Below are 24,985 nucleotides of genomic sequence, written 5' to 3' on the forward strand. Positions count from 1 at the left end.
CGCCGACGCGTCGGGCGCCGCGGCGCGGCCTTCGAGAGTCGGCGTCATAATTCCCTCCAATCTCCGCTAGGGCGCCATTTCGGCGATCATCATGGGGATCTCTCCACGCAGCACGCGCAACATGCGCTCGAAGTGACCCGGATCGTGTGGCTTTAGGAGCGTAGCTTTGCGGGGCAGATATACGTCCCACAGGCGCGACAGTAAAAACCGAAATGCCGCAGCGCGCTGCATCGCGGGAAGCAGCAAGCGCTCCGAAGGAGTCAATCTCCGGACGCTCTCATATGCGTCGAGGAAGGCGATGACTCGCTCCTCGTCGTAACGGCCGGCGGGACCATCGATGCACCAATCATTGACGCACACTGCAATGTCGAACAGAAGCGCGTCGCACCCGGCGAAATAGAAATCAAGAACGCCGGACAGTTGCCCCCGCTCAAACAAGGCGTTGTCGCGAAAGAGATCAGCGTGCACCGGTCCCCTGGGCAGTTGCCGGTAGGTCGAGGACAAAGCGACCTGGTTCTGAAACGCCAATTCACTCGCGAGCAGCGAGCGCTGTCCAGCAGATGCATAGCGGCTGACCACCGGCACAACCTCGTTCCACCACTGGAGGCCGCGCGGATTTATCTGTTGTCGCGGGTAATCGGCCCCAGCCAGGTGCACCTGCGCGAGGAATTTTCCGACGGCACCACAATGCGCGACCGTAGGCTCCATCTCGCTTGCACCGGGAAGCCTGGTAACGACGGCGGCAGGCCGCCCCTTCAGTGAGTGAAGGATTTCGCCGTCACGGTTGGCGACCGGATTGGGGACGGGCATGCCCCGCACCGCAAGATGCTTCATGAAGTGGAGGTAAAACGGCAACTGCTCGAAGGGGAGGCGCTCAAAAATGGTGAGCACGTACCCTTCCCGATCCGTATCGACGAAGTAGTTGGTATTCTCAATTCCGCTGGTGATCCCGCGAACGGAGCGAGGCGCGCCGAGACCCCGCGCTCGAAAGAACGCTGTGACTTGGTCGAATGACAGCTCCGTGAATACGGCCATGGGTTGACGCGACCTTCGTTCCGATATCTGCCGTTCAGCAGGCTTTATCACGCACAATCTCGGTGATGTAGTTCTTGACAGCCTGGGCATTCGCGGGAAGGACTTTGACCCGCCTCGGCAACTTCTCAATGCCATCGTAGCTTTGCGGGCGATCGGGCTCACGGCCCAGAGCTTCCTTGATCGTCGCGGCGAATTTGATCGGCAGAGCAGTTTCGAGCACAATCATCGGCATCTCGGGACTCGCGTGCATGCGCCCGACCTTCACGCCATCTGCCGTATGTGGATCGATCACGGTGTTCCGACGCTTCCACGTGTCACGGATGGTCGCGAGCCGATCGGCATGTGTGCTCCTTCCGCTACGGAAGCCGAAACGGGCTGTAGCCTCTGCAAATCTGGATTCTCCACTCAGATCGAACGAGCCTCGCTCCCCGAGCTGATCAGCAAACAGCGATTTCGTTCGCTCTGCGTCCCGATCTAACAAGTCGAATACAAAGCGTTCGAGATTTGAAGCCTTGGAGATGTCCATGGACGGGCTTGAGGTTTCGAGCGTGTCTGCGCGACTTCGGACGCGATACACCCCGGTACGGAAAAACTCGTCGAGCACGTCGTTCTCGTTGGTCGCAAGGACCAACCGGGATATTGGAAGCCCCATCATGCGCGCAACATGCCCCGCGCAGATGTTGCCGAAATTCCCCGAAGGCACTGCAAAGCTTACACTTGTCGTCCCCCGTTCGGACGCCTGCAGATAACCGGAGAAGTAATAGACGACCTGCGCAAGGAGCCTCGCCCAGTTGATCGAGTTCACCGCACCGATCTTGTATTTCTGCTTGAACTCCAGATCGCTCGCCACCCGCTTGACGATGTCCTGGCAATCGTCGAAGACGCCTTCTATCGCGATGTTGTGGATGTTGTGGTCCTGGAGGCTGAACATCTGAGCTTGTTGAAAGGCGCTCATTCGTCCGCGGGGCGAGAGCATGAACACCCGCACCCCTTTCTTGCCGCGCATGGCGTATTCTGCCGCGCTTCCGGTATCGCCACTGGTCGCACCAAGAATGTTCAAGTTCTCCTGCCGGCGCGCCAGCTCGTACTCGAGCAGATTGCCGAGCAACTGCATGGCCATGTCCTTGAACGCCAACGTGGGACCATTCGACAGTTCCTGGAGGTAAAGTCCCCTCTCCAGCTTTCGCAGCGGCGCGATGTCAGGCTTTCCGAATATCTCCGGCGTGTAGGTCTTTGCACAGATGGCATTCAGGTCGGCGGAGGGAATATCGCCGACATAGAGCGACAGGATCTCGAAAGCCAGGTTGGCGTAGGACAGCGTACGCCACGCATCCAGCGTGGCGTGGTCCACACGAGGATAGGTTTCCGGGACGTACAGCCCGCCATCCGGGGCGAGGCCTTCAAGCAATGCCTCGCAGAATTGCTTGCGGCCTGAATGGCCGCGCGTGGACACGTACTGCATCGTCAATCTTCTTTAGAGAGGCGGAAGTGCCTCCGGAACTCAGACCTGGGTTGTAAGCTGTGCTGCCGGCCGTCAACGGCTGGCGCGCCACATCGCGATCCGGTCACGCATCCGGTAGCCTTGAATGAAGGCAGGCATGAACCACGGATTGCCTCGATAGAACGGGATGAAGGCCGGAGGCCTGAAGTCGAACGCGGTGCGCGCCCTCTCCTCGTGTCCCATGAGCTTGTGGGCCGCATGCATACCGACCCATGGCGCCCAGACCACGCCCGACCCGCAGAAGCCGCTGGCATAGACGATACCTTCCTTCTCGAAAATGCGCGGAATCATGTCGCGGTTCATGGCCACATGGCCGAACCAGCTGTGTGAGAGGCGAACGGGCTCCAGCTCAGGGAACAGATTCACCAGGCCCTTGCGCAGAAGCAGCTTCGGGGCGACGGGGTCGCCGACACGAGAGCTGTCGCGGCCGCCCAGCAAGATGCGTTTGCCATCAGGCGAGGGCCGATAATAGAAGCCGACCTCCCGGTTCTCCGTGATCATCATGCGTTTCGGCATCAGCCGCGCCATGACTTCGGGCGCAAGCTCCTCCGTCGCAATGATCCGGCTGCGAACCGGGACCAGCCGACGGCGCAGGAAGGGCACGGCGCCATCGGTGTAACCGTTGGTACACACCAGCACCTGACGCGCCTGCACCGGACCGGCCGCGGTGACGACGCGGAAACCGGAGCCATCTCTGTCGATCGAGATCACGGGCGTCCGCGCGTGGACTCTCAATCCGGAAGCGAGCGCGACCCGCAGCAGTTCGGCGTGAAACTTCGCCGGGTGCAGTCCGCCGATGTCGATCCGAACCGTACCGCCGCGATAGACATCGGTGCCGATATACTGGCGCTGCTCGGCATAGGGAACTGCGTAGGCTTCGATCCCAAGCTTCTTTGCCAGCCTCTCCGCGGTGCGCGCCATGGCCTCGTATTGCTCGTAGCCGAAGGCGCCTTTGAACTGCCCCACCGGCTGGAAGTCGCAGGCGAGGCCTTCCGTCCTGATGAAATCGTACAGGAACTCGCGCGCGGCCTTGCCTTCCGCCTCGATCGCCAGCGCCCTCTCCTCTCCGAACCGGCGCGTGAGCGTCGCGTAATCGGGCCGAATGGATCCGCTGGTGATACCGCCGTTGCGCGTCGAAGCTCCTTCACCAGGGTCCATGGCGTCATAGGCCGCAACCGAGCGGCCCTCGCGCGCCAGCACCAGACCGGCCGAGAGCCCTGCATAGCCCGCGCCCACGATCAACACGTCGAGCTTCCTGGCTATTGGCTGCTGAGGCGGCGGCTTAAGCGGCGCGGCTTCCCACCAATAGGGCGTGGCCTTCTCGGCAACTCTCGGCGCGTGCATGGCTTTGCTTCTCGTATGGTCGCTGGTTTCTGCCGCGACTCAGTTGAAATCGTTCAGATGTGGTCGTTTCGAACGTCGAGGGCATCTCGCAAGCCATCGCCGATGAAGTTGAAGCTCGTCACCGCCATCGTAATGGCGGCACCGGGAATGATGGCAAGCCAGGGAGCGCTCGCCAGATATTGCTGGGCGCCATTGAGCATGTTGCCCCAGCTGGGCAGCGGCGGCTGGATGCCGTAGCCGAGAAAGCTGATATAGGCCTCCAGAAGGATCGCGCGCGCGACGGCCAGACTTGCGGCGACGATGATGGGACCCATGGCATTGGGCAGGATCTCGCGGAACATGATGTGCGCCCTGCGAAGCCCGACCATGCGCGCGGCCTGGACGAACTCGCGCTCGCGCAGGGAACGGACCTCGGCCTCGACGATTCGCGCAGTCTCCATCCAGCTCGTGACGGCAATGATCACGGTGATCATCGCCGGGCTCGGCCGCAGCGTTGCGGCCAGCGCCAGCACGAGAAAGATCGAGGGATAGGACAGGAAGCCATCGACCGTCCGCATCAATGCCGCCCCGACCCAACCCCCGCGATAGCCGGCCGTCACGCCAATGAGCGTGCCGATCAACGTCGACAGCAACATGGCGGAGAACCCCACCGCCAGCGAGACGCGCCCGGCCATCAACAGCCGCACCGCGAGGTCTCGCCCTAAGGGATCCGTGCCTAAGTAATGGTTGCCTGTCAGCGGCGGAGCAAAGCGGGCGCGCAGATCGATGTGGAGCGAATCGTAGGGCAAGGCATAGGGACCGATGGCGCACGCCAGCACGAGCAGGGTGATCATCGCGATTCCCAAGAGCGCCAGGTGGTGACGCATGAAGCGGATAACGGCACGGCTGTGCCACCAGCGGGCCGGAGCTGCGTGCGCGACGATGGCGGTCATATCTACTCGCTCCTCTTATCTGTCGTGAGTCTGCAGGCTCAGGCCAGGCGAATGCGCGGATCGACGGTGGCGATCACGATGTCTGCGATCAGATTACCCAACAGGACCAGGATGGCCGAGAAGATCAACAGCCCCATCACGACCGGATAGTCGCTGTAACCAAGGCTGTCGAGAAACAGCCGCCCCATGCCCGGCCAGGTGAACACGGTCTCCGTGACCAGCGCGCCGGTGAGAACGCTGGGCAATTGCATCCCTGCCAGCGTGATCATCGGCAACAGCGCATTGCCGATGACATGTTTCAGCAAGATGCGGCGTTCGCTCACGCCCTTGGCCCGGGCCGTCTTGACGAAATCCTGACTGAGCGCATCGAGCGTTGCCGTCCGCATGTAACGGCTCCAGATAGCGACATGAACGAGGGACAGCACCAGGCTCGGCAAGATCAGGTGATGCAGATAGTCCAGTACCGAGCCGTCGCCAATCGTGTACATGTTGCCTGCGGGCACCCAACCCAGCTTCAGGGTGAAGATGTAGATGCCGATCAGGCCAAACCAGAACGTCGGAACGGACAGCGCCACCATGGCGCCGACAGTCGCGCAGTAGTCGAACAGCGAATAGCGGTGGGTGGCGCCCCGGATTCCGATCCAGGCACCCACCCCGATCGCAAATACGGTGGACGTACCCATAAGCAGTAGCGTCGCCAGCAAGTGTCGACCAATCACCGTCAGCACCGAAGAGCCATCGCGGAACGAGTGTCCCCAATCGCCCTGGAGCAGCCGCCAGGCCCAATCGAGATACTGCATCCATAGCGGCCGGTTCAACCCGAGCTGCGCTGCGAGCCGCTCCACATCCTTCTGGGTCATCCCCGGATCGAGCCCGAACTGCGCCAGAGGACCACCCGGCATGAGGTTGAGAACCGTGAAGCCGATGATCGAGACGATCACCAGCAGCACGATGCTCTGCAAGAGACGATTCAGCAGGAAGGCGGACATTCGAGTCCTCCATTAGCGTGACAACACCGTCCGACGCGGTCCGTCCGGCGAGACATCAGCTCGCCCAATACCAAGCGAGCGCGTTCCAGGACTCCGTGCGCGTGTTGCCATTCGGCACGAATCCATTGATCCCTTTCTTGAGACCTTGGACCGAGTTGCTCTGATACAACGGCAGGAAAGGCAGATCGCGGCGCACGAGTTCCTGTACGCGAGAGTAGATCGCGCGCCGCGCTTCGGGATCGAAGGTGCGGGCGCCTTTGTCAAGGAGGGCATCGACCTCCGGATTTGCGTATTGGGCATTGTTCGAGCCGCGGCCGCCCTTCGCTGCGATCGAGCGCGAGTGGAGGCGATTGGTGACGTCCGGATCGGCGCCAATCAGATACGAGCTGCCGACGATCACGGAATCGAACTGCGATTGCACCCAGAAATCGCCCCACATCACGGCGGCGGGCAGGTTCGATATCTTCATCTCGACCCCCAGTTGCGCGAACGTCTGCTGCAGGAACTGCTGCACCTGTTCACGAAGGGGATCGCCCGACGTGGTCGAATTGGTAAAGGACAGGCGAACGCCGTTCTTGGCGCGAATGCCGTCCGCGCCCTTTGCCCAGCCGGCCTGGTCGAGGATCTTGCCCGCGCGATTCACATCAAATTTGTGCAGGGGCAGATTGGCGTTGAAGAAGAAGGACTGCCGCGGCATGAACGTCTCTGTCGGGGTCGGCACGCCGTAATAGAGCCCCTGAATGATCGCCTCCTTGTCAATCGCCGCGTAGAGCGCCTCGCGAACGGCAAGCTCCTTGAACTGCGGGCGCTCGAGGTTCAGATAGAAGGATTCGAACGAGGTCCTTGGGACGAGCGTCACCACACGGTTTGGCAGCGTCTTGGCTTCCCCGTGATGATCGGGCGTGATGTAAGGCTGGCCCACGAGATCAATGTCGCCGCTCTTGAACTGGGTGTAGAGGACCGTGAGATCGGGAATGTATTTGAAGACCAGCCTCTCGATGTGAGGGCCATCACCGAAGTATTCGGTGTTCGCAACGAGTTCGAGATGATCACCAGCAACCCTCTTGCTCCACTTGAAGGCGCCGGTTCCGACCGGTGCCTGGTTGAAGGCGGCGTTGTTCGGATTGGCCTCTTTCTCGAGGATGTGCTTGGGGACGATGAATGTTTCGGTCAGGAACGACAGATACGGCGCAAAGGCCTCCTCCATTCGCCACGTGATCTCCGTCGGCGAGACCACCGTGATGTCGCGCACGAGAGCATGGCCGGCCGTGCGCCAACTCCGGAAGTTCGGATTCGTAATCAGCTCGAGCGTGAACTTCACGTCCTCGGCGCTGAACGGTTTGCCGTCGTGCCAGCGGACATCGTCGCGCAAACGAATACGCCATTTGAGACCGTCTTCCGAAATGCCGCCATTCTTCTGGTTCGGCACTTCCACGGCCAAGTTGGGCTGGATAACGCCTTGAGGATCGATGCGGAACAGCGCGTCGAAGACCGAGAAGTGCACGCCATCATCGACTTCAATGTGTACCATCAGCGGATTGAAGACGGTGGGCTCTTGTCCAAGCCCGACGATCACGCGGCCGGTTGGCTTTGTCGGAGAGGTGCGCGCGTGGGCCGGCTTGCCCAATAGGTTGGGCGCGATCAGGCCGGCAGCTCCGCCGATCGCCACCATTCGCAGAGCATCACGCCGCGAGTAGCTCGATGTCGTTGCAGAACCCTTTCTCATAACGTCTCTCCTCCCTTGTGCTGTCCGCCGTACTCTGCATGTTCGGGCATGCTCAGGGGTTGCTCGCCCGGGATTGCTGCCACCAGTTCTCGCGTGTAGGTGGATTTCGGATCGAGGAATATCTGGGACGGCGGTCCGCGTTCCACGATTTGTCCTCGATGCATGACGGCGATTTCATCGCAGATTTGGCTTGCGACGCGCAGATCATGCGTGATGAAGATCATCGAGACGCCGGTCTCCCGCTGGATCTGGTCGAGCAGCTTCAAGATCTGGGCCTGGATCGATACGTCGAGCGCTGAGACCGCTTCGTCGGCAATCAGCAATTTTGGCTTGAACATCAGCGCCCGCGCGATGCCGACGCGCTGGCGCTGCCCGCCGGAGAACTCGTGCGGATAGCGCTCAAAGGCGCCTGCATCCAGGCCGACATGGGACAGAAGCTCCCGCGCACGCTCGCAAGCTTTGTCATAAGGCATGCCATGCGCGACCGGGCCGACAGTGAGAATTTGACCGACCGTCGATCGCGGATTGAGCGATGCGAAAGGATCCTGAAAGATCATCTGGATGTTCGGCCGTAGCGGCCGAAACTCGGCTTCGGAAAGCCCAGCGATGTCGCGGCCTTCGAACAGAATCGAGCCGCCGTCGCACTCCATGAGCTTGATCAACAGCCGACCGAGCGACGACTTGCCCGAACCGCTTTCCCCGACGACGCCGAGCGTGCGACCCGACGTGAGGTCGAAGCTGACCCCATTGACCGCAGGCACGATGCGCTGCGTACGGAAAAGCGCGCTGCCGCTGCGATAAGTCTTTGCCAGGCATTCGACCTTCAGGATCGACGCTCGCTCCCCGGCTTCCGAGGGAACGCGGTCCTTGCCGGTCAGGTGGGGCACGGCTGCGATCAGGCGGCGCGTATAGAGATGACTGGGCGACTTCAGCACCTGCGCGGCACTGCCCTGCTCCACGCAATGGCCCTTCTCCATCACCACAACGTGGTCGGCAATCTCCGCGACGACGCCGAAATCATGGGTAATGAACATGACGCTCATTCCCTTGCGGCGCTGAATGTCGCGGATCAATTGCAGGATCTGCGCCTGGGTCGTCACGTCGAGTGCGGTGGTCGGCTCGTCCGCAATCAGGATCGCTGGTTCGAGAGCCAGAGCCATAGCGATCATCACCCGCTGCCGCTGCCCGCCCGAAAGCCGGAAGGGATATTGGTGATACATGAGCTGCGGATCAGGCAGACCCACTTCAATCAACAAGTCTATGGCCCGGCTGCGGCGCGAGGCCGGCGTGCCCACGTCGTGCGCGGCCATCACCTCCTCGATCTGCGCGCCCACGGTCATCAGCGGGTTGAGCGCCGAGAGAGGATCTTGAAAGATCATCGAGACGACTCGGCCGCGCAGACTGCGGAGCTTTTCTGGCGCGAGGCCTACGATGTTCGTCCCATTCAGGTGGATCGCCCCCGAGGTGACCCTGATCACCTTCGGCAGAAGCCCCATGATCGCATTGGCGGTGACCGACTTGCCCGATCCAGATTCTCCGATGATGCAGAGAATCTGTCCACGTTTGAGATCGAAGGAGATGTTCTCGACGGCGTGGGCCCGCTCCATTCCTTCAGGCAGGCTCACGGTCAGTTCGCGCACCGACAGCGCGACATCGGCGGGGGCTGCAGCCGGCTCGCCAGAGGCCATCGGAACATCCTCCCTTTTTAGCTTCGTTCGGCCATCCTGCTGCGAGCCGCGCTTTCGGTTCTTTGCCTTGCCACGCTTCTTCGACAGGTCGACGATTTGACGTTCGACGTGCCATTCCTCCATTGGAGACTGCGACATGATTCAGGCCTCCCCGCGCAAGAGGCAAGAACTCTTCTTCGCAGTGCGGCGCCGACCGAACAGGTCAGTTCGATCGAAGCGAAGCATGGATGGTGCCGAGCTCATAGCTTGATCGCTTCTGCCAAGATCTGCTCCTCGACAAGGCTCATGCGGGTTGCCTCTATGGACTTCGATCCTTCGATCCGTTCTGCCGATCTTGACGATTTGAATCACCCTGGAGTCGCCGAAAGCCGGCATCGAAGCAGCAGGAACTTCTGAAAACGAAGTCCGATTTGGCATTTCAGTCTGCGCCGCCAGCCCTGCCGCGGCGGCGCGCGACGGATCGCAGGAGCACGTGCATCAGTCTCGCCGCCTGCAAGCTGCGATCCAAGCAAAGTATTTTCGCAATAATAGCCTGTGTCAAAGGCAGTAAACCGCAGGATATTCGGTCTCATGGCCAAAGTCCGCGGGGCCTGCCGCAATTCCCCGGTTACGCTACGCAACCACCGGAGATCCCTGTCGGATGAGCGCGCCGCTCCTGCATATCGAATCCAGTCCATCCCTGCCTCGTGAGGCGGACGTCGTCGTCATCGGCGGCGGCGTGGTGGGCGTGTTCACAAGCTACTATCTCGCCCGGCGCGGGCTCAAGGTTGCCTTGCTCGAGAAGGGCCGCATCGCCGCCGAGCAGTCCAGCCGCAACTGGGGATGGTGCCGTCAGCAGAACCGCGACGCGCGCGAGCTCCCGATTGCAACCAAGAGCCTCGATCTCTGGGACAGAGTTGCCGGAGAGACCGGTGAAGATACGGGTTTTCGCCGCTGCGGGCTTTTGTATTTGTCGAACGACGAAAATGAGCTGGCGGGCTGGGCGAAGTGGCGAGACTTCGCCAGTACGGTGGGCGTCACGACGCACATGTTGAGTGCGGAAGAAGCGAACGAGCGCGGCAAGGCGACGGGCCGCAAATGGAGAGGCGGCGTCTTCTCGCCGACAGACGGGACGGCGGACACTTCAAAGGCCGTTCCCATCGCCGCGCGTGCGATCATGGCGGCGGGCGGCACGGTGCACCAGCTCTGCGCCGCGCGCGGCATCGAGCTCAGTGCCGGCCGGGTCAACGGCGTGGTGACCGAGGCGGGCACGATCCGGACGAAGACGGTGGTCATGGCAGGAGGCGCATGGGCATCTTCGTTCTGCAACCAGCTCGGAATTCGCTTCCCGCAGGCATCCGTGTGCTCTTCGATTCTCGCCCTGGCCCCGGGCGCGGCCGACCTGCCTGATGCCCTTTACGCAGGGCTCGTGTCGGCCACGCGCCGCGGCGATGGCGGATACACGCTGGCCATCAGCGGGCGCGCGCGACTAGATCCGACGCCGCAGCAGGTCAGGTTCGGCCGCGAATTCCTCCCCATGTTCGCCCGCCGCTGGCGAAGCCTCAGCCCCGGCGCCTTCGAGGGCATGCGGCAAGGCCACGAATCCCTGGCGAAATGGAGGCTCGACGAGGTGACCCCGATGGAGCTGAACCGAACGCTCAACCCCCGCCCCGACATGGGGCAGATTCGGCTGACGCATCGACGCGCGTGCAAGCTGGTCTCCGAGCTGCGGCACCTCGCCATCTCAAACGTCTGGGCCGGCTACATCGACAGCACACCGGACGGCATTCCGGCAATCGGCGAAGTTGAATCCATTCCAGGCTTCATCCTTGCGGCGGGGTTCAGTGGGCACGGCTTCGGGATTGGGCCCGGCACCGGGCACATGATCGCCGACATCATCACCGGTCGAGCACCGATCGTCGACCCGCGTCCCTACAGGCCGGAACGGCTGAAAATGAGCGCCTGGGGGAAGGTCAGCGAGTTCTGAATTGCAGTTTCCGCCTCGTTGGGAAAAGCTGCTGGTTGATGCTATGACAATGCATATGACGCTGAAGACTCAAAGCCCTGACGCCGTTGTCGGCCCCATCTGATGGCATTGCTATGAAGCTCGATAAGATCGACATCAGGATTTTATGCGAACTGCAGAAGAACGGGCGCATTTCCAACGTCGAGCTCGCAGAGCTGATAAATCTTTCGCCGAGCCCGTGCCTGATGCGCGTCAAGAGGCTCCAGACGGAGGGCTTCATCACCGGCTATTCCGCCCAGATCGATGTTGCCAAGCTCGGACAAACTCTGACGGTCTTCGCTGAAATCACCCTGAAGAACCACCGGCAGATCGATTTCGCTCGCTTTCTCACGACGATCGAAAAGATCGATTCGGTCGTCGAATGCCATCTGGTTTCGGGTGGGTACGACTATCTCGTGAAGTTCATCACGGCGGGGATCAGCGAATACCAAGCGGTCATGGAACGCCTGGTCGAGATGGATATCGGCATCGACAAGTATTTCAGTTTCGTCGTGCTGAAGTCCCCGATCGTGAAATCCCATCTGCCGCTCGAAAGCATCTTCGATAGCTAAGAACAATCTCCGACCGGCAGCGCGGTGATCATCCCTTCATCGCCGCGCGGACGTCCTTGTCTTCGAGCGTCTGGTCGAGCGTCGTCTTTGTCCGCTCAATAATGCCGTCGATGTCGTCATCGGTGCAGCACAGCGGCGGCGCGTAGCCCAGCACGCCTTGCGCGAAGGCGCGGATCACGAGACCATTGTCCCACGCGCGGTCGAAGATGCGGCGCACCGCGTCGGCTTCCGCCGGCAGAGGCGTCTTGAGCTCCTTGTCAGTCACGAGCTCGATTGCAGCCAGCATGCCGCGACCCCTGATATCGCCGACAAGCGGATGATCGGCAAGCGCCCGAAGACCTTCCATCAGCCGGTGCCCGGCCTTCCGGCCGTTTTCCAGCAAGCCGTTTTCATAGAGATCAAGGCACGCGAGCCCAACGGCTGCGCTGACGGGATGAGCGGAATAGGTGTAGCCGTGGCCGACGGCCGCCTTGCCGGCGCCATCGGCAATCGTGTTGTAGACGCCGTCGGACATGAGAACGGCCCCCATCGGCACGTAGCCAGAGGTTAGCCCCTTTGCCGTGGTCATGAGATCCGGCACGACGTCATCCTCTTCACAGGCGAAGAGCGGACCGACACGGCCAAAGCCGGTGATGACCTCATCGGCAACGAACAGAATATCGTGCTCCTTGCAGACCGCATGCATCGCCTTCAGCCAGGACGGCGGCGGAACGAGGACGCCTCCTGACCCCTGTATCGGCTCGACATAGAAGGCGGCGACGCGTTCGGCGCCGAGCTCGGCGATCTTGGCCCGCAAGGCCGCGACCGACGCCGCAATGATAGCCTGGGGATGGGAACCGACAGGGTTGCGATAGGCGTAGTGCGAGGGGATCTTGTGTTGCCAGTTGTATGGCACCCCAAAGCCCGCATGAAAGGCGGGCAGCGCCGTCAAGCCAGCCCCTGCCGTCGACGATCCATGGTAGCCAGACTCGACGGAAATGAACTGGTCCTTCTGCGGCCGCCCTTTGGAATGATAGTAGTACCTGATGAACCGGATCGTACTGTCGATGGCATCGGAGCCACCCAGCGTGAAGTAGACATGGTTCAGATCGCCAGGCGCCAATTCAGCCAACCTGGCCGCCAGCCGGATCGCCGGGTCCGAGCCCAAACCGAAATAGCCCGTCGCATAGGGAAGTTCACGCAACTGCCTCGTGGCCGCCTCGACGATGCTGTCCTGCCCGTAGCCGGCATTGACACACCACAGACCCGCGAACCCGTCGAGCAATTGACGTCCCGAGGCATCGGTCAGGGTCGCGCCCTTCGCTGATTTCAGCATGCGCACACCCGACGCCTCATGGCTGCGATAGGATGAGACCGGGTGAATCAGATGCGCGCGATCGAGTTCAATCAGCGAGTTGCTCAACATATTGTCCTCCAGATCGGTCGCGATGTTTATGCGAGCAGGCCGTCGTGTCTGGGCCAACATAAGCTGCCGAAGACAGCACTTGCTCCCAGGCAGGACATGGACGGAGGGCGTTTTGACTTTGATTGGGCACCAGTGCGGCATCTTATGCCGGCATCGGCCCGCGCCAGGCATTGGCGCTCACGTCGGATGCGCCTATTTCGCACAACTCTCTGCCACAGCTCCGATCCGATACGACACAATCTGCTCCCGGTCACCGCGACAGCGGTGCTTTATCCGGTCGTCTGCCCGCTATGATCCCTGTCGTACCGGAGCGCGGTGCGTGAGGACCGAAAAGGATCGAGCCATGGCAACGTTTAGACCGAAATACATCACCTTCGACTGTTACGGCACGCTGACCAATTTCGACATGGCCGGCGCGGCAAGGAGAGTCTACGGATCTCAACTTTCTGCCACGACGATGGCTAGTTTCATCAAGGATTTCGCCGCCTATCGCCTGGACGAAGTTCTTGGCGCGTGGAAGCCGTACTTCGAGGTCGTGCATAATTCAGTTGAGCGCGCTTGCAAGCGCAACGGTATCGTATTTCGGCCGGAGGATGCCCAGCGCATCAATGAAGAGATCCACACATGGGGTCCACATCCCGACGTCCCAGCGGGTCTGGCCAAGGTTGCCAAAGAGATCCCGCTGGTCATCTTGTCGAACTCCATGAAGAACCTCATCATGTCCAACGTGGAGAAGCTCGGCGCTCCCTTCCACATGGTCATCACGGCCGAGGAGACTGGCGCCTACAAGCCGCACATGAAAGGCTTCGAATACATGTTCGACAAGCTGGGCTGCGGCCCGGAAGATATCACCCACGTCTCCTCCTCGTTCCGCTACGATCTGATGACCGCCTACGATCTGGGTATCAAGAGCAAGGTATGGGTGAACCGCGGTCACGAGCCGGCGAACCCCTTCTATGAATACACCGAGGTCTCTGGCATCGGCGGCTTGGCTGCCGCAGTCGGCCTGGAGCCTCTTCGTAAAAGCGCCTGAGCGCAGTTCTTTCGGGATCGCTCGCGGCACTTCAGCAATAGAGATCTGCGCTGGTCAAAGAAAAGGGGGCGGTTCAACCGCCCCCTTTTCTTGTTTCAGATCCGATGGACGCTCAATCCAGGCCGCCGACATGAAGGGCCTTGCTCTCGAGATATTCTTCTATGCCGAGCTGAGATCCCTCGCGTCCCAGGCCCGACTGTTTGACACCGCCGAAAGGCGCGACCTCCGTCGAGATCAGGCCGGTGTTCAGGCCGACCATGCCGAACTCCAGCGCTTCGGCAACACGCCAGGAACGCTTCAGGTTTTCAGTGTAGAAATACGCCGCAAGACCGAAGGGCGTACCGTTTGCGATCGCTATCGCCTCGTCCTCCGTCTCGAACCGGAAAAGCGGCGCGACCGGCCCGAAGGTCTCCTCCGAAGCCAGGAGCATCTCGGTCGTCGCGCCACCGAGCACGAGAGGCCGAGCAAATTGCCGGCCCTCCGGCACCGCCTCACTCTCAGCGATGATCTTTGCGCCTTTATCCAGAGCGTCCATGACGTGCCGCTTGATCTTCTCGATCGCTGCGCCATTGATCATCGGCCCGATTGCGACCCCATCTTCCGTACCGGCACCGACCTTCATTTTCGCGACCTTGCCGGCGAGCTTCTGTGCAAAGGCATCGTAGACACCCGATTGGACAAGAATGCGATTGCAGCAGACGCAGGTCTGTCCGCCGTTGCGGAACTTCGACGCAATTGCGCCCTCGACGGCGCGGTCGATATCGGCATCGTCGAAGACGATGAACGGCGCGTTGCCGCCGAGCTCGAGACTGAGCCGCTTGATGTTGTCGGCGGCGCCTTTCATCAGCAGCGCGCCGACGCGGGTCGATCCCGTGAACGAGATCTTGCGGACGGACTCATTGGCCATCAGTTCCTGGCCAATTTCCGCCGGCATACCCGTCACGATGTTGATCACGCCAGGTGGAATTCCTGCCCGCTCCGCCAGCACACCGATCGCGAGGCCCGAAAACGGCGTGAATTCAGAGGGCTTGATGACGACGGTGCAGCCCGCGGCCAGCGCAGGCGCCACCTTGCGTGTAATCATCGCGTTGGGAAAATTCCAGGGCGTGATGATCCCGCAGACGCCGACCGGCTCTTTCAAAACCAGAATGCGGCGATCGACGGTGGGAGACGGGATCGTCGATCCGTTGATCCGGCGCGCCTCTTCCGCAAACCATTTGACGAAGGAGGCCCCATAGCGGATTTCGCCGAGCGATTCCGCCAGTGGCTTGCCCTGCTCCAGCGTGAGCAGAAGAGCCAAATCCTGCTCATGGTGTCGCATCAGCTCATACCAGCGCTCCAGCAGCGCGGCGCGCTCTGCATGGGCCTTGGTCTTCCAATGCTTGAACGCGTCGGCCGCAGCGCGGATGGCAGCCCTGGTCTCCTTGCACCCCATATCGGGGATGGTGCCAAGAACTTGCTGGCTGGCAGGATCGATGACATCAACCGTCGCCTTCGCACTCGCGTCGCGCCAGTGGCCGCCGATCAGTGCCTGCTGGCGAAACAGATCCTTGTCTTTCAATGCAACCATGTATTTGTTCCCTTACTCTTCGGGGTCAAACCGCCAACACTGCCGGATATGCGATTGGCGAGACAAGCCGTCTCATCTGGGCCATACAGCACCGCGCGCCGCATTTTTCATCGAAAAGGAAGCGTCTGACCGCGTTGAGTCCGGTCAGACGGGCACTCGAAAGTCGATTGTTCTGGCCGTCGTTTAGTGAGGCCGCCGTCAGGCATCGTGCTCAGTCATAGTGGCAGACATAGATCTTCCGCACGGTCTCGATCGTGCGCCAGACGCCAACAAAGCCCGGCTTCATCACAAAGCTGTCGCCGGCGCGGAAAGTCTTCGTCTCACCACCTTTTTCCTCGATTTCGATAAGACCCGAGATGATGTGGCAGAACTCGAAGGTGGTGCCCTTGATCGAATGGGTCTCGCCGGGGGTTGCCTCCCAGACGCCCGTCAGCACTTTCTCACCCTTCGAGGCGTCCTGCGCCCAGGTCTTGAAGGACGGATTGCCCGAAATGAGACGTTCCGGATCCGGCACGGCCTTCTTCGGTACAAAATCCGGATTGGTGTCGATGGCAATCAGAAGTGACATGGCATCTTTCCTGTTAGTAACCGAGCGCTCGATCGACGAGGCCGATCGGATTTCGTCCAGCGCGGTGGCGCCGGATGTTCTCTATGACGGATTGTGCTGCCGTATGCGGTTGCGTCACGGACGCGATATGCGGCGTGATGATCACCTTCGGATGGGACCAGAGTGGATGGTTCTCTGGCAATGGCTCGGGATCGGTGACGTCAAGCATGGCGGCCGCAAGGTGCCCGCTGTCGAGCGCCTCGATGAGTGCACCCTGGTCAAGCTGCGGGCCGCGGCCGACATGGAGCAGTCTTGCTCCCGCCGGCACGAGAGAGAACAGCTGTGCGCTCAGGATGCCGCTTGTTTGCTCCGTCAAGGGCAGAAGACAGACGAGAATGTCCGCACCTTTCAGGAAGCTGCCAAGCTGATCTTCGCCGTGGAAGCAGGTGACACCCTCGATCGTCTTGTTGCTGCGGCTCCACGCGGCAAGCGGAAATCGAAACGGCTTGAGGCGATCAATCGCAGCTTGCGCCAACATGCCGAGGCCCAGAAAGCCGACGCGCCGATCGGCCGCCTGGGGCGTTGCAAGAGCCTGCCATAGGCCTCTTCCCTGCTGCTCCCGATAGGCAAGCATCTCGCGATGGAGTGTCAGCACCCCAAGCACGACGTACTCCTGCATCATGCGTATGATGCCATCCTCGATCATGCGCACGAGCTTGACGTGGCCAGGTAGGGTCTCCGGCTTGAATTGATCGACCCCCGCACCGGTGGAAAAGAGCATTTCCAGATTTCGAAAACGCGAGAGATCGTCGGGCGCGTTCCAGGTTATCAGGTACCGTACCTTTTCCGGCTCGAAGCATTCGCTGGAATGATAGAATTCGAGATCAGGGAGCTCGCGCGCAAAGGCCTGCCGGAATATAGCCGCCCGAGCAGCATCGGAATTGAAAAGGAACGCCATCGACGTGGTCCTCTCAGGTCCTCGCCCGGGATGCGGCGCGTTGAGACCGGACTGGCCGGCCACCGAGGGCTGGAAAGGCGGCGAGCCCTACGAAGCCTTCAACGTTCACTGGGGTCACCCTGCCTGCTGTTGCCGGATATCGATAGGCCGCAACCAGTAGCTTTCCCTGCTGAATCGAGCTCCACTGGCGGCGAAACATTCCGAGTACCGCCCGCCAAACAGGCGAAACCTGCTGGCCTTCCGCGCTATGCTGCTGCAAAAGAGGGCTTGTGCGGCACGCAGCAGAAGGTCGGCGGGGGATAGGCCGCGGCCTTTGAGCCCGCAAAGGAATGGATGAGCTGAATGGGACGAACGGTACGCGTGAAGTCCTTTGAACTGGTGGCCAAGGACATAAACGACGTTGATGTGAAGCTGCTCCACGCGCTTTCGATCGGTGTCGGCTGGCCGCATCGCCCCAAGGATTGGGATTTCCTACGCCGCGCCGGCCACGGCATCGTCGCCGTTGACGGCATAGGCCGCGTTTTCGGCAGCGCGATGTGGTTCCCTTATAGCCAGGAATTCGCGACGATTGGCCTGGTGATCACATCGCCCCGAACCCAGGCACAAGGTACTGGCCGCTGGCTCATGGAGCAGGTTTTCGAGCGGTGTGGCGACCGGAATTTGACCCTCAATTCAACCCATGTCGCCTATCATCTGTATCTGTCGCTGGGGTTCACGAAGGAAGCCACCGTGCATCTGTGGCAAGGAGAGATCGTCTCACCACCCCCGCCGGTGCCGGGTCTGGCCGGTGAGTTGAGCTCGCTGTCCACGGCTAACATCGGAGAGATCGCGGCACTGGACGAACGCGCGTTCGGAACTAACCGGCAGAAGCTGCTCGCGTTGCTTTCTGAAGGTGCGTCAATCTCCGTCCTGCGCCGCGGCGGAGAGACCGTCGGTTATTCCATGAAGCGCGAATTCGGGCGCGGTCATGTGATCGGCCCGATCATCGCCAGCAATGATTGTGACGCGATCCATCTCACGGCCGTGCATCTCAGGGATCTCGCGAGACAATTCGTCCGCGTCGATACGCGGGAGCAGACGGGTCTGTTTGCCGACTTCCTTCAACAGAGCCGCCTCGGGATGACCGACACCGTCACGACGATGTCTAAGGGCCGGCGATTCCTGAACCGAAAGGAAAATGAGCCGTGGGTGTACGGGCTAGCTGGTCACGCGTTGAGCTGAAGCTATGAAGCGAAGCTCCGTGGGGACTGGTGCCAACGGCCGATCGCGACCCTACAGAGACGGGCCGTGGCTAGGGCGACCAGCAGAGGGACGAGTCGCTCGCGAAGCGGCCCCAAGCGCACGAAATCGTAGTTTGGCGCACACAATCGCGCAATTGGCGGAGAAAGTGGGAGTCAAACCCACGATTTTCGACTATCCCGCCTCGAACAGCCGAGACTGCCGTAAGCAATCGCCCGCCTCCTGGCCTCGTAAATTCAGATCATGCGCATGCGCAACAAGCCAGCTTACGTTGGCCGTGGTGAGATTTTTCTTGATCTCCCGGTGCACGCCGCGCACACGCAGCCATCTAACCAATTGAAAAATTTGAACTCTCGCTCCAATCCATCATGGGCGCCACGGAAAAGAGATAGGCTTGCGAATTCAATTGGTTATTCTTTCATCGAACCGGCAGCATGGAGATGTCCTCGCGCACTCGAACCAGCAATTTGCGTGGCGCGCACATATCATTCGCCTGAATGGGCGTCTCGTGCAACTGCAACAACAAAGTGGTCCGGACAAGAGAAAGCGACAATGATCCCGCATGGCATAGGGCCAGGCAGATCGGTCCGAGCTGGACACAGCTGATCCGGCGCTTCAACAGACGGTGAATAGCCGACCCAAATTGGACAAGGGTGCCATCCAGGGCCGCATCGGCGCAATCACGGTTGAGCATGCTCTTTCGACAGTTCGGCCGCTCGATCCCGTTCCGTATGATCCGCCGTACGACAGACACGGCACGACAGGCTGCGCCTGATCAGATCAGGCTCGACTTGCCACGGCTCAGCACCTCGCCGGCGCCCTTGTCGCCGACGATCTTGCCCTGGTCGTACACGACCCGGCCGCGGGCAATGGTGGTGACGGGCCAACCGGTGACGTCAAAGCCTTCCCAGGGTGTATAGTCTGCGCCGTGGTGAAGATCGGCCTGCTGAATCTTCCTCTTCAGCTTGGGGTCCCACAGCACGATATCGGCATCGAAGCCGACGCCGATCGAGCCCTTGCGCGGATAGAGACCGTAGATCCTCGCGTGGTTGGTCGCCGTCAGCTCGACGAACCTTTGCAGGGTGATGCGGCCCTTCGAGACGCCTTCGGAGAACAGGATCGGCAGCCGCGTCTCGACGCCAGGAATACCGTTCGGCACCCAGCGGAACGAGGTGCGGGCGTTCGGCGTCAGCTTACCCTTGGGATCATCGTAGCGGAACGGGCAATGATCGGACGAGAAGGTCTGGAACACGCCGGTCGTGATGCCTTCCCAGATCGCCTGCTGGCTCTCGGCATTGCGCGGCGGCGGCGAGCAGACATACTTCGCGCCCGTGATGTCCATGTTCAGGCCCTTCATGTCGTCGGCCGTGAGCGTGATGTATTGCGGGCAGGTCTCGGCATGAACCGGCAGTCCGCGCTGCTGGGCCCAGCGCACCTGCTCCATCGCCTCGCGCCCGGAGACGTGCACGATCATGATGGGAACGCCGATCACCTCGGCATGGCTGATGGCGCGATGTGTCGCCTCGCGCTCGACCGCCTGGGGCCGCGAAGTGCTGTGATAGTAGGGTGCAATGTGGCCCTCGCGCTCGAGCTTGCTGGTGAGGAAGCGAATGGCGTCATAGCCCTCGCAATGAACCATCACCAGCGCCTCCTCGCGGCGCGCAACCTCGAATACCTCGAGCAGCTGCTTGTCGCTGAGCACGAGGTCGTCATAGGTCATGAACACCTTGAAGGAGGTGTAGCCGTCCTTGACCAGGGCCGGCAGCTCCTGCCCGAGCACGACCGCGGTCGGATCAGAGATGATGAGATGGAAGGCGGTGTCCACGTAGCACTCGCCTTCGGCAAGCTTGCGATAGTTCTCGACGCAGGTGCGCAGCGAGGTCCCCTTCTCCTGCAGCGCGAAGGGCAGCACCATGGTGTTGCCGCCGGCCGCTGCCGCGCGTGTCGCCGAGGCAAAATCGTCGGCCATCACCACGTCGGGGCCCGAGGCTTGCGAGATGTGGACGTGGCTGTCGATGCCGCCCGGCAGCGCGAGCAATCCGCTCGCATCGATCTCGCGCGCCGCGCCCTCGATGCGGTCGGAGATGCTGACGATGCGGCCGGCGCGAATTCCGATATCGGCGCGAAACTCGTCGCTGGCCGTCACGATAGTGCCGCCGCGAATGGCGAGATCGAGCTGCGTCACTGATGTCTCCATCACTTGATGACTGGCATTGTCTGGAAGATCCGCCCCCACTGCGCAAGAGCCGAGAGGTCGCCGCCGGCGAGGCAGAGCGTCCGCCATAGCGTGACCGCGACCGAATCGAGCACGGCGATGTCCAGCTCCCGCTCCAGCGCGGTTGCCAGGGCTGCACCGTCGAGATTGGTGCATAGGATGACGATAGCGTCGGCACCCTCACTAGCCACGGCGCGGATCATGTCCGCGATCGTCGCCGGCGCGACCTCGCCGAAGGAAAAGTTGTCGCGCAAGCGGAGGTGGCGCTCTGCGTGCGGGGCAACGCCCGCCTCGGCCCAGACATCGCCGATTCGCCGCTGCACGTCGTCGGTATATGGCGAGACGAGGCCAATGCGTTTGGCGCCGAGCGCGCGGGTGGCCTCGATGCAGGCCAGCGTCGACGTCGTTGCCGGCACACTTGTGCGCGCCGTGATCGCTTCACAAAGGCTTCGATCTCGCCCGATTCCGAGCCAGCTCGCCGAGGTGCCGTTCCAGGCAATCGCATCGACCTTGGCATCGGCCAGCAAGTCCGCGGCGGGAAGCATCGCGGACGCGTCAAATTGGCTGAGCGCCGTTGCGTCGAGCGCGATCTCGGTGACGCGGAAACGCGAGAAGTGCGCCGTGACGCCAGGGACGCCGGCCAGCATCGCACTGGTGACAGGCTCCAGCACCGAGTTGGAGGACGGCGTGATCATGCCGAGACGCTTGCGCATGGCGCTACCCTACGACGCCTGCGCAAGGCGCGTCGACTCCTCCCGGATCAGGGACAGGACGTGGCGCTTTGCATCGTTGAATTCGGGGCTCGTGATGTCGCGCGGGCGCGGCAGGTCGAAATTGACGGCCTCGCGGATCCGGCCGGGCCGCCTGGTCATCACCACGATCTTGTTGCCGAGCACCAGCGCCTCGTCGACGCTGTGGGTAACGAACACGATGGTGCAGCGCCGTTTCTGCCAGATCGCGACCAGCTCTTCCTGCATTTCGAGCTTGGTCTGGGCGTCCAGCGCCGCAAACGGCTCGTCCATCAGGATGACGCTGGGGTTCATGAGCAGCGCGCGTGCGATGCCGACGCGCTGGTTCATGCCGCCGGACATTTCAGAGGGATGATGGTGCTCGAAGCCTCGCAGGCCGACGAGATCGATGAATTCCATGGCGCGGTCGTGCCGTTGGGCCTTGGCAACGCCCTTGAGCTTGAGGTGGAAGGCGATGTTGTCGATCGCGGTCAGCCACGGCATCAGGGTCGGCTGCTGGAACACCACGCCGCGGTCCGAGCCGGGCCGCTCCACCTGCTTGCCGTCGACCAGCGTGCGGCCGGAGGTCGCCTGCTCGAAGCCGGCGATGATGTTCAGGAGTGTCGACTTGCCGCAGCCGGAGGGGCCGAGCAGGCAGACGAAATCGTTGGCCTCGATGTCGAGATTGATGTTGTCCAACGTCAGCAGGTCGCGGCCGCGCCGCTTGTCGGAGAACACCTTGACGATGTTGCGAAGCTCGATTGCCGCCATCAGCCCGCCCTGCCCTGCACGGTGGTCGTCTGCTGCCAGCGCAGCGTGCGCGCCATGATCGCCTTGAGGCCGAGGTCGGAGAGATAGCCGAGCAGCCCGATCGAGATCATCGCCGCGAGCACGATGTCGTAGCGCAGAAAGTAATAGGAGTCCCACAAGACGTAACCGAGGCCGCTCTTCACCGCGACCATCTCGGCCGTGACCGTCAGCATCCAGGCCGATCCGACCGCGATGCGCAGGGCCTGCGAAGATCGAGGGCAGCGCCGCCGGCAGCACGATGTCGGTCAGCATCTGCCGCCCGTTCGCGCCCATCATCGCACCAGCACGGACGAGATTGTGGTCCACGGTCTTCACGCCGTGGATTGCGTTCATTAGCACGGGGAAGAAGGCACCGAGGAAAACGAGGAAGATCGCCGGCTTGTCGGCGATGCCGAACCAGATGATGGCGAGCGGAATCCAGGACACCGGCGGGATCGGGCGCAGCATCTGCAGGGTCGGCTCCAGCGTCTTCTCGAACAGGCGCGACCAGCCGATCGCGACCCCGGCGAGGATGCCGAGGAGGCTCGCCAGCGCAAAGCCGCCGAACACGCGAAGCGCGCTGGCGAGCGCGTCGCGCAGCCAGTGCCCGGAATAGGTCTGCGTGGTCTCGTCGAAGCCGAACACCCAGTCGCCGAGCGCATGCAGCACCGCGCTCGGCGCCGGCAGCAGCGCGGGCGGCAGCACGCCACTGCGGGCAAAGGCCTCCCAGCCCGCGATCAGCAACGCGGGCACGACGAGGCGTTCGAGCCCCTGGAACGCCCGCGTCAGCCGAAAGGCCGTCCTTGCGGGCGAGACGTCAATAACCGAGGTCATTCTTGGCCTTTCCGGTGGCATGCGCCAGGAACGAGTAGTCCATGTTCTTCTCCGCTTCCGCGGAGACGTCCTTCGAGATGTATTTGAGGTCGCGCATCATCGCGGCGATCGCGAGCGTCTGCGACCGATGGATCGCCGGATCGGGCGACGCGTTCTTCAGCGCTTCCGTCGCCACATTCTTGTCAAGACCGGTGAGCTTGTTGATGACCTCGATCCACGGCGCCTTGTCGGCAATCAACTTGTTGTCGAGCTCGACCACGGCGCTGACGACGCCCTGCACACCGGCGCGTTGGCTGGCGATCACGTCGGAGCGGGTAACGATGAGATTGGTGAGATTGCCGGCGGCCTGGTCATAGGGCAGCACAAAATGCTTGCCGGCGCCCGCAAGCCGGATCTGCGAGGCGAACGGCTCGACCGAGCAGATCATGTCGACCTCACCGCGCTGCAGGGCCGCGAGATGGTCGGACGGATTGGGGATGTTGATGAACTGGACGTCCTTGTTGGGATCGAGGCCCTGCTTGAGGAATGCGCCCCGCATGTGGATGTCCTGCGCATTGCCGCGCGACGCCGCGACCTTCAGCGGCTGACCGTCGCTCTTCGCCTTCAGAGCGGTCGCCTTGAACGTGGTCCAGTCCTCAGGGGGAAGGTTCAGCTTCGCGGAGGAGAGACACTCCGAGCCGCCGTTGATCTGGCCTGATACGGCGACAACGTCAAAACCTTTGTCAAGCGCGGTGATGTAGTGGAGATAGGTGACCTGCGCGACGTCGATGCTCTTCGACACCAGGGCCGTGAGCACGTCATTGCCCGAGTTGAAGCCGGTAGCCTCGATCTCGACGCCTTTCGCCATGCCCGGGATCAGCGACATCGGCAGGCAGTGCGCACATTTGGCGTAGCCGAGCTTGATCTTCGGGGCTTGCGCGGAGGCAAAATCGCCAGCCCCGAACATCGCCGCCATCATCACAAGGCCCAGTCGCAAACTCGTCCGCATCGCAAACTCCGTTTCGAAGGCGCGAGATCTCGCGCGTTTCGCGAGATCATCGGTCGGCCTTCGCCGCAGCGCAACGGGGATTCTGCATGCTGCATACAATTTGCGCGCTATGCCATTGTTTTCAGCTACATGCGTCGGTATTTTGGGCAAGCCAAGGAGCCGGAAACGGCTAGGATGAACTGTAGCAATGAGGCGCGCGTGCAGCAGAAGTCGGAAATCCCGAAGGGGCGAAAGTCGCCCAAGCTCAAGAGGATGGGCTTGCACGAGCGCGCCGCCGCGCGGATGCGGACGATGATCATTCGCGGCGAGCTGGCGCCGGGATCGCAGACCCAGGAGACCAGGTTGTCAAAGGAGCTGGGCGTATCGCGCACGCCGCTGCGCGAGGCGATGAAGGTGCTGGCGGCGGAGGGATTGATCGAGCTTCGTCCCAACCGCAGCCCGCGCATCGCCGACATCGCGGTTGACGGCATCTCGGAGTTGTTCGAAGCGCTCGCCGGCATCGAGCGGCTGGCCGCCGAGCTGGCGGCGGAGCGCGCGACCGAACGCGACCTCGCCCGCCTGCGGACGCTGCAGACCCGCATGGAGGGTCATCATCGCAACGGCAAGCTCGACGATTACTTCGCCATCAACGGCGAGATCCACAACACCATCGTCCGCATGGCGCGCAACACGCCGCTCCGCGAGGCGCACGAGACGCTGATCTCCCGCGCCGAACGCGCGCGCTATCTGGCGCTGGGCGCCGACAAGCGCTGGAGCAATTCGGTGGATGAGCACGCCGGCATCCTCGCCGCCCTCGAGGCGCGAGACAGTGAAGCCGCGGGACGCCTGCTCGGCGCCCACGTCCGCCAGACCGGCACCGCTTTGCTCGAGACTCTCGCCCCCAAACCCAGGCTGACGGCAGCATGACC

Annotated in this window: 21 protein-coding genes and 1 pseudogene; 5 read left to right on the top strand and 17 right to left on the bottom strand. The window is 61.9% G+C overall.

From position 1 onward, the window contains the following. Positions 1 to 66: 66 nt before the first annotated feature. The 7 genes from GGD66_RS39510 to GGD66_RS39540 form a co-directional block, all read right to left on the bottom strand. On the bottom strand, positions 67 to 1,035 hold the full coding sequence (locus GGD66_RS39510; RefSeq protein ID WP_183233420.1) for a homoserine kinase: 969 nt from the start codon (positions 1,033 to 1,035) through the stop codon (positions 67 to 69). 34 nt (positions 1,036 to 1,069) lie between these two features. Next, positions 1,070 to 2,497 carry a threonine synthase gene (thrC, locus tag GGD66_RS39515; protein ID WP_183234877.1) on the bottom strand — a complete coding sequence of 476 codons (1,428 nt, stop codon included), beginning with the start codon at positions 2,495 to 2,497 and terminating at the stop codon, positions 1,070 to 1,072. A gap of 72 nt (positions 2,498 to 2,569) precedes the next feature. After that, the gene (locus GGD66_RS39520) at positions 2,570 to 3,880 is read right to left on the bottom strand and encodes an FAD-binding oxidoreductase (protein WP_183233422.1); all 1,311 of its coding nucleotides are present in this window, start codon (positions 3,878 to 3,880) and stop codon (positions 2,570 to 2,572) included. A gap of 53 nt (positions 3,881 to 3,933) precedes the next feature. Further along, positions 3,934 to 4,812 carry an ABC transporter permease gene (locus GGD66_RS39525; protein ID WP_018321788.1) on the bottom strand — a complete coding sequence of 293 codons (879 nt, stop codon included), beginning with the start codon at positions 4,810 to 4,812 and terminating at the stop codon, positions 3,934 to 3,936. 38 nt (positions 4,813 to 4,850) lie between these two features. Then, entirely contained in the window at positions 4,851 to 5,801 is a 951-nt protein-coding gene (locus GGD66_RS39530) for an ABC transporter permease (protein WP_183233423.1), read from the bottom strand. A 55-nt stretch (positions 5,802 to 5,856) separates the two neighbouring features. Further along, positions 5,857 to 7,527, bottom strand: a complete 1,671-nt coding sequence (locus tag GGD66_RS39535) for a peptide ABC transporter substrate-binding protein (protein WP_183233424.1) — start codon at positions 7,525 to 7,527, stop codon at positions 5,857 to 5,859. After that, the gene (locus GGD66_RS39540; protein WP_183233468.1) at positions 7,524 to 9,215 is read right to left on the bottom strand and encodes an ABC transporter ATP-binding protein; all 1,692 of its coding nucleotides are present in this window, start codon (positions 9,213 to 9,215) and stop codon (positions 7,524 to 7,526) included. Before GGD66_RS39540 ends, GGD66_RS39535 begins: the two co-directional genes overlap by 4 nt. Before the next feature lie 640 nt (positions 9,216 to 9,855). Here GGD66_RS39540 and GGD66_RS39545 point away from each other — a divergent pair. Next, positions 9,856 to 11,181 carry an FAD-binding oxidoreductase gene (locus GGD66_RS39545; RefSeq protein ID WP_183233425.1) on the top strand — a complete coding sequence of 442 codons (1,326 nt, stop codon included), beginning with the start codon at positions 9,856 to 9,858 and terminating at the stop codon, positions 11,179 to 11,181. A gap of 113 nt (positions 11,182 to 11,294) precedes the next feature. Further along, a complete protein-coding gene (locus tag GGD66_RS39550) occupies positions 11,295 to 11,771 on the top strand; it encodes an Lrp/AsnC family transcriptional regulator (protein WP_018321783.1) in 477 nt (158 codons plus the stop codon). Positions 11,772 to 11,799: 28 nt separating this feature from the next. Here the strand turns inward: GGD66_RS39550 and GGD66_RS39555 are convergent, their stop codons facing one another. Then, the gene (locus GGD66_RS39555; RefSeq protein WP_183233469.1) at positions 11,800 to 13,176 is read right to left on the bottom strand and encodes an aspartate aminotransferase family protein; all 1,377 of its coding nucleotides are present in this window, start codon (positions 13,174 to 13,176) and stop codon (positions 11,800 to 11,802) included. 343 nt (positions 13,177 to 13,519) lie between these two features. Between GGD66_RS39555 and GGD66_RS39560 the strand changes: the two genes are divergently transcribed. Further along, positions 13,520 to 14,209, top strand: coding sequence for a haloacid dehalogenase type II (locus tag GGD66_RS39560; RefSeq protein WP_183233426.1), 690 nt, complete (start codon positions 13,520 to 13,522; stop codon positions 14,207 to 14,209). Positions 14,210 to 14,321: 112 nt separating this feature from the next. On the opposite strand, the gene GGD66_RS39565 is transcribed toward GGD66_RS39560, so the two are convergent. The 3 genes from GGD66_RS39565 to GGD66_RS39575 all read right to left on the bottom strand — a co-directional run bounded on the left by GGD66_RS39565 (position 14,322) and on the right by GGD66_RS39575 (position 17,284). After that, positions 14,322 to 15,779 (bottom strand): NAD-dependent succinate-semialdehyde dehydrogenase, encoded by a 1,458-nt coding sequence (locus GGD66_RS39565; RefSeq protein WP_183233427.1) that lies wholly within the window; start codon positions 15,777 to 15,779, stop codon positions 14,322 to 14,324. A 211-nt stretch (positions 15,780 to 15,990) separates the two neighbouring features. After that, positions 15,991 to 16,347 (bottom strand): cupin domain-containing protein, encoded by a 357-nt coding sequence (locus GGD66_RS39570; protein WP_092252113.1) that lies wholly within the window; start codon positions 16,345 to 16,347, stop codon positions 15,991 to 15,993. A 13-nt stretch (positions 16,348 to 16,360) separates the two neighbouring features. Next, positions 16,361 to 17,284: a glyoxylate/hydroxypyruvate reductase A gene (locus GGD66_RS39575; RefSeq protein WP_183234879.1), complete on the bottom strand. Its 924-nt coding sequence runs from the start codon at positions 17,282 to 17,284 to the stop codon at positions 16,361 to 16,363. 342 nt (positions 17,285 to 17,626) lie between these two features. Here GGD66_RS39575 and GGD66_RS39580 point away from each other — a divergent pair, with 342 nt between their 5' ends. Continuing rightward, complete coding sequence (locus GGD66_RS39580) at positions 17,627 to 18,505, top strand: GNAT family N-acetyltransferase (protein WP_183261972.1); 879 nt, start codon at positions 17,627 to 17,629, stop codon at positions 18,503 to 18,505. Positions 18,506 to 18,941: 436 nt separating this feature from the next. On the opposite strand, the gene GGD66_RS39585 is transcribed toward GGD66_RS39580, so the two are convergent. From GGD66_RS39585 to GGD66_RS39610, 6 genes and pseudogenes are all read right to left on the bottom strand, one after another. After that, positions 18,942 to 19,217, bottom strand: a complete 276-nt coding sequence (locus GGD66_RS39585; RefSeq protein WP_183233429.1) for a hypothetical protein — start codon at positions 19,215 to 19,217, stop codon at positions 18,942 to 18,944. A gap of 81 nt (positions 19,218 to 19,298) precedes the next feature. Beyond that, entirely contained in the window at positions 19,299 to 20,720 is a 1,422-nt protein-coding gene (gene hydA, locus GGD66_RS39590; protein ID WP_183233470.1) for a dihydropyrimidinase, read from the bottom strand. Continuing rightward, positions 20,720 to 21,451 (bottom strand): aspartate/glutamate racemase family protein, encoded by a 732-nt coding sequence (locus tag GGD66_RS39595; protein ID WP_183233430.1) that lies wholly within the window; start codon positions 21,449 to 21,451, stop codon positions 20,720 to 20,722. Before GGD66_RS39595 ends, hydA begins: the two co-directional genes overlap by 1 nt. 9 nt (positions 21,452 to 21,460) lie before the next feature. Further along, the gene (locus GGD66_RS39600) at positions 21,461 to 22,237 is read right to left on the bottom strand and encodes an ABC transporter ATP-binding protein (protein ID WP_183233431.1); all 777 of its coding nucleotides are present in this window, start codon (positions 22,235 to 22,237) and stop codon (positions 21,461 to 21,463) included. Then, positions 22,237 to 23,089: pseudogene (locus tag GGD66_RS39605) on the bottom strand (ABC transporter permease). The gene GGD66_RS39600 and the pseudogene GGD66_RS39605 overlap by 1 nt, the downstream one beginning before the upstream one ends. Beyond that, positions 23,073 to 24,077 carry an ABC transporter substrate-binding protein gene (locus GGD66_RS39610; RefSeq protein WP_183233433.1) on the bottom strand — a complete coding sequence of 335 codons (1,005 nt, stop codon included), beginning with the start codon at positions 24,075 to 24,077 and terminating at the stop codon, positions 23,073 to 23,075. Before GGD66_RS39610 ends, GGD66_RS39605 begins: the two are co-directional and overlap by 17 nt. 174 nt (positions 24,078 to 24,251) lie before the next feature. Between GGD66_RS39610 and GGD66_RS39615 the strand changes: the two genes are divergently transcribed. Further along, a complete protein-coding gene (locus GGD66_RS39615) occupies positions 24,252 to 24,983 on the top strand; it encodes a GntR family transcriptional regulator (RefSeq protein ID WP_210316766.1) in 732 nt (243 codons plus the stop codon). The last annotated feature ends 2 nt before the right edge of the window (positions 24,984 to 24,985 follow it).

It is taken from the genome of Bradyrhizobium sp. CIR48 (assembly GCF_014198315.1).
Classification (GTDB): domain Bacteria; phylum Pseudomonadota; class Alphaproteobacteria; order Rhizobiales; family Xanthobacteraceae; genus Bradyrhizobium.

Bases quoted from the DNA above. Each gene is read 5' to 3' on its own strand.
- GGD66_RS39510 (WP_183233420.1), bottom strand. From the start codon at position 1,035: ATGGCCGTATTCACGGAGCTGTCATTCGACCAAGTCACAGCGTTCTTT.
- thrC (WP_183234877.1), bottom strand. From the start codon at position 2,497: ATGCAGTACGTGTCCACGCGCGGCCATTCAGGCCGCAAGCAATTCTGC.
- GGD66_RS39520 (WP_183233422.1), bottom strand. From the start codon at position 3,880: ATGCACGCGCCGAGAGTTGCCGAGAAGGCCACGCCCTATTGGTGGGAA.
- GGD66_RS39525 (WP_018321788.1), bottom strand. From the start codon at position 4,812: ATGACCGCCATCGTCGCGCACGCAGCTCCGGCCCGCTGGTGGCACAGC.
- GGD66_RS39530 (WP_183233423.1), bottom strand. From the start codon at position 5,801: ATGTCCGCCTTCCTGCTGAATCGTCTCTTGCAGAGCATCGTGCTGCTG.
- GGD66_RS39535 (WP_183233424.1), bottom strand. From the start codon at position 7,527: ATGAGAAAGGGTTCTGCAACGACATCGAGCTACTCGCGGCGTGATGCT.
- GGD66_RS39540 (WP_183233468.1), bottom strand. From the start codon at position 9,215: ATGGCCTCTGGCGAGCCGGCTGCAGCCCCCGCCGATGTCGCGCTGTCG.
- GGD66_RS39545 (WP_183233425.1), top strand. From the start codon at position 9,856: ATGAGCGCGCCGCTCCTGCATATCGAATCCAGTCCATCCCTGCCTCGT.
- GGD66_RS39550 (WP_018321783.1), top strand. From the start codon at position 11,295: ATGAAGCTCGATAAGATCGACATCAGGATTTTATGCGAACTGCAGAAG.
- GGD66_RS39555 (WP_183233469.1), bottom strand. From the start codon at position 13,176: ATGTTGAGCAACTCGCTGATTGAACTCGATCGCGCGCATCTGATTCAC.
- GGD66_RS39560 (WP_183233426.1), top strand. From the start codon at position 13,520: ATGGCAACGTTTAGACCGAAATACATCACCTTCGACTGTTACGGCACG.
- GGD66_RS39565 (WP_183233427.1), bottom strand. From the start codon at position 15,779: ATGGTTGCATTGAAAGACAAGGATCTGTTTCGCCAGCAGGCACTGATC.
- GGD66_RS39570 (WP_092252113.1), bottom strand. From the start codon at position 16,347: ATGTCACTTCTGATTGCCATCGACACCAATCCGGATTTTGTACCGAAG.
- GGD66_RS39575 (WP_183234879.1), bottom strand. From the start codon at position 17,284: ATGGCGTTCCTTTTCAATTCCGATGCTGCTCGGGCGGCTATATTCCGG.
- GGD66_RS39580 (WP_183261972.1), top strand. From the start codon at position 17,627: ATGGGACGAACGGTACGCGTGAAGTCCTTTGAACTGGTGGCCAAGGAC.
- GGD66_RS39585 (WP_183233429.1), bottom strand. From the start codon at position 19,217: ATGCTCAACCGTGATTGCGCCGATGCGGCCCTGGATGGCACCCTTGTC.
- hydA (WP_183233470.1), bottom strand. From the start codon at position 20,720: ATGGAGACATCAGTGACGCAGCTCGATCTCGCCATTCGCGGCGGCACT.
- GGD66_RS39595 (WP_183233430.1), bottom strand. From the start codon at position 21,451: ATGCGCAAGCGTCTCGGCATGATCACGCCGTCCTCCAACTCGGTGCTG.
- GGD66_RS39600 (WP_183233431.1), bottom strand. From the start codon at position 22,237: ATGGCGGCAATCGAGCTTCGCAACATCGTCAAGGTGTTCTCCGACAAG.
- GGD66_RS39610 (WP_183233433.1), bottom strand. From the start codon at position 24,077: ATGCGGACGAGTTTGCGACTGGGCCTTGTGATGATGGCGGCGATGTTC.
- GGD66_RS39615 (WP_210316766.1), top strand. From the start codon at position 24,252: ATGAACTGTAGCAATGAGGCGCGCGTGCAGCAGAAGTCGGAAATCCCG.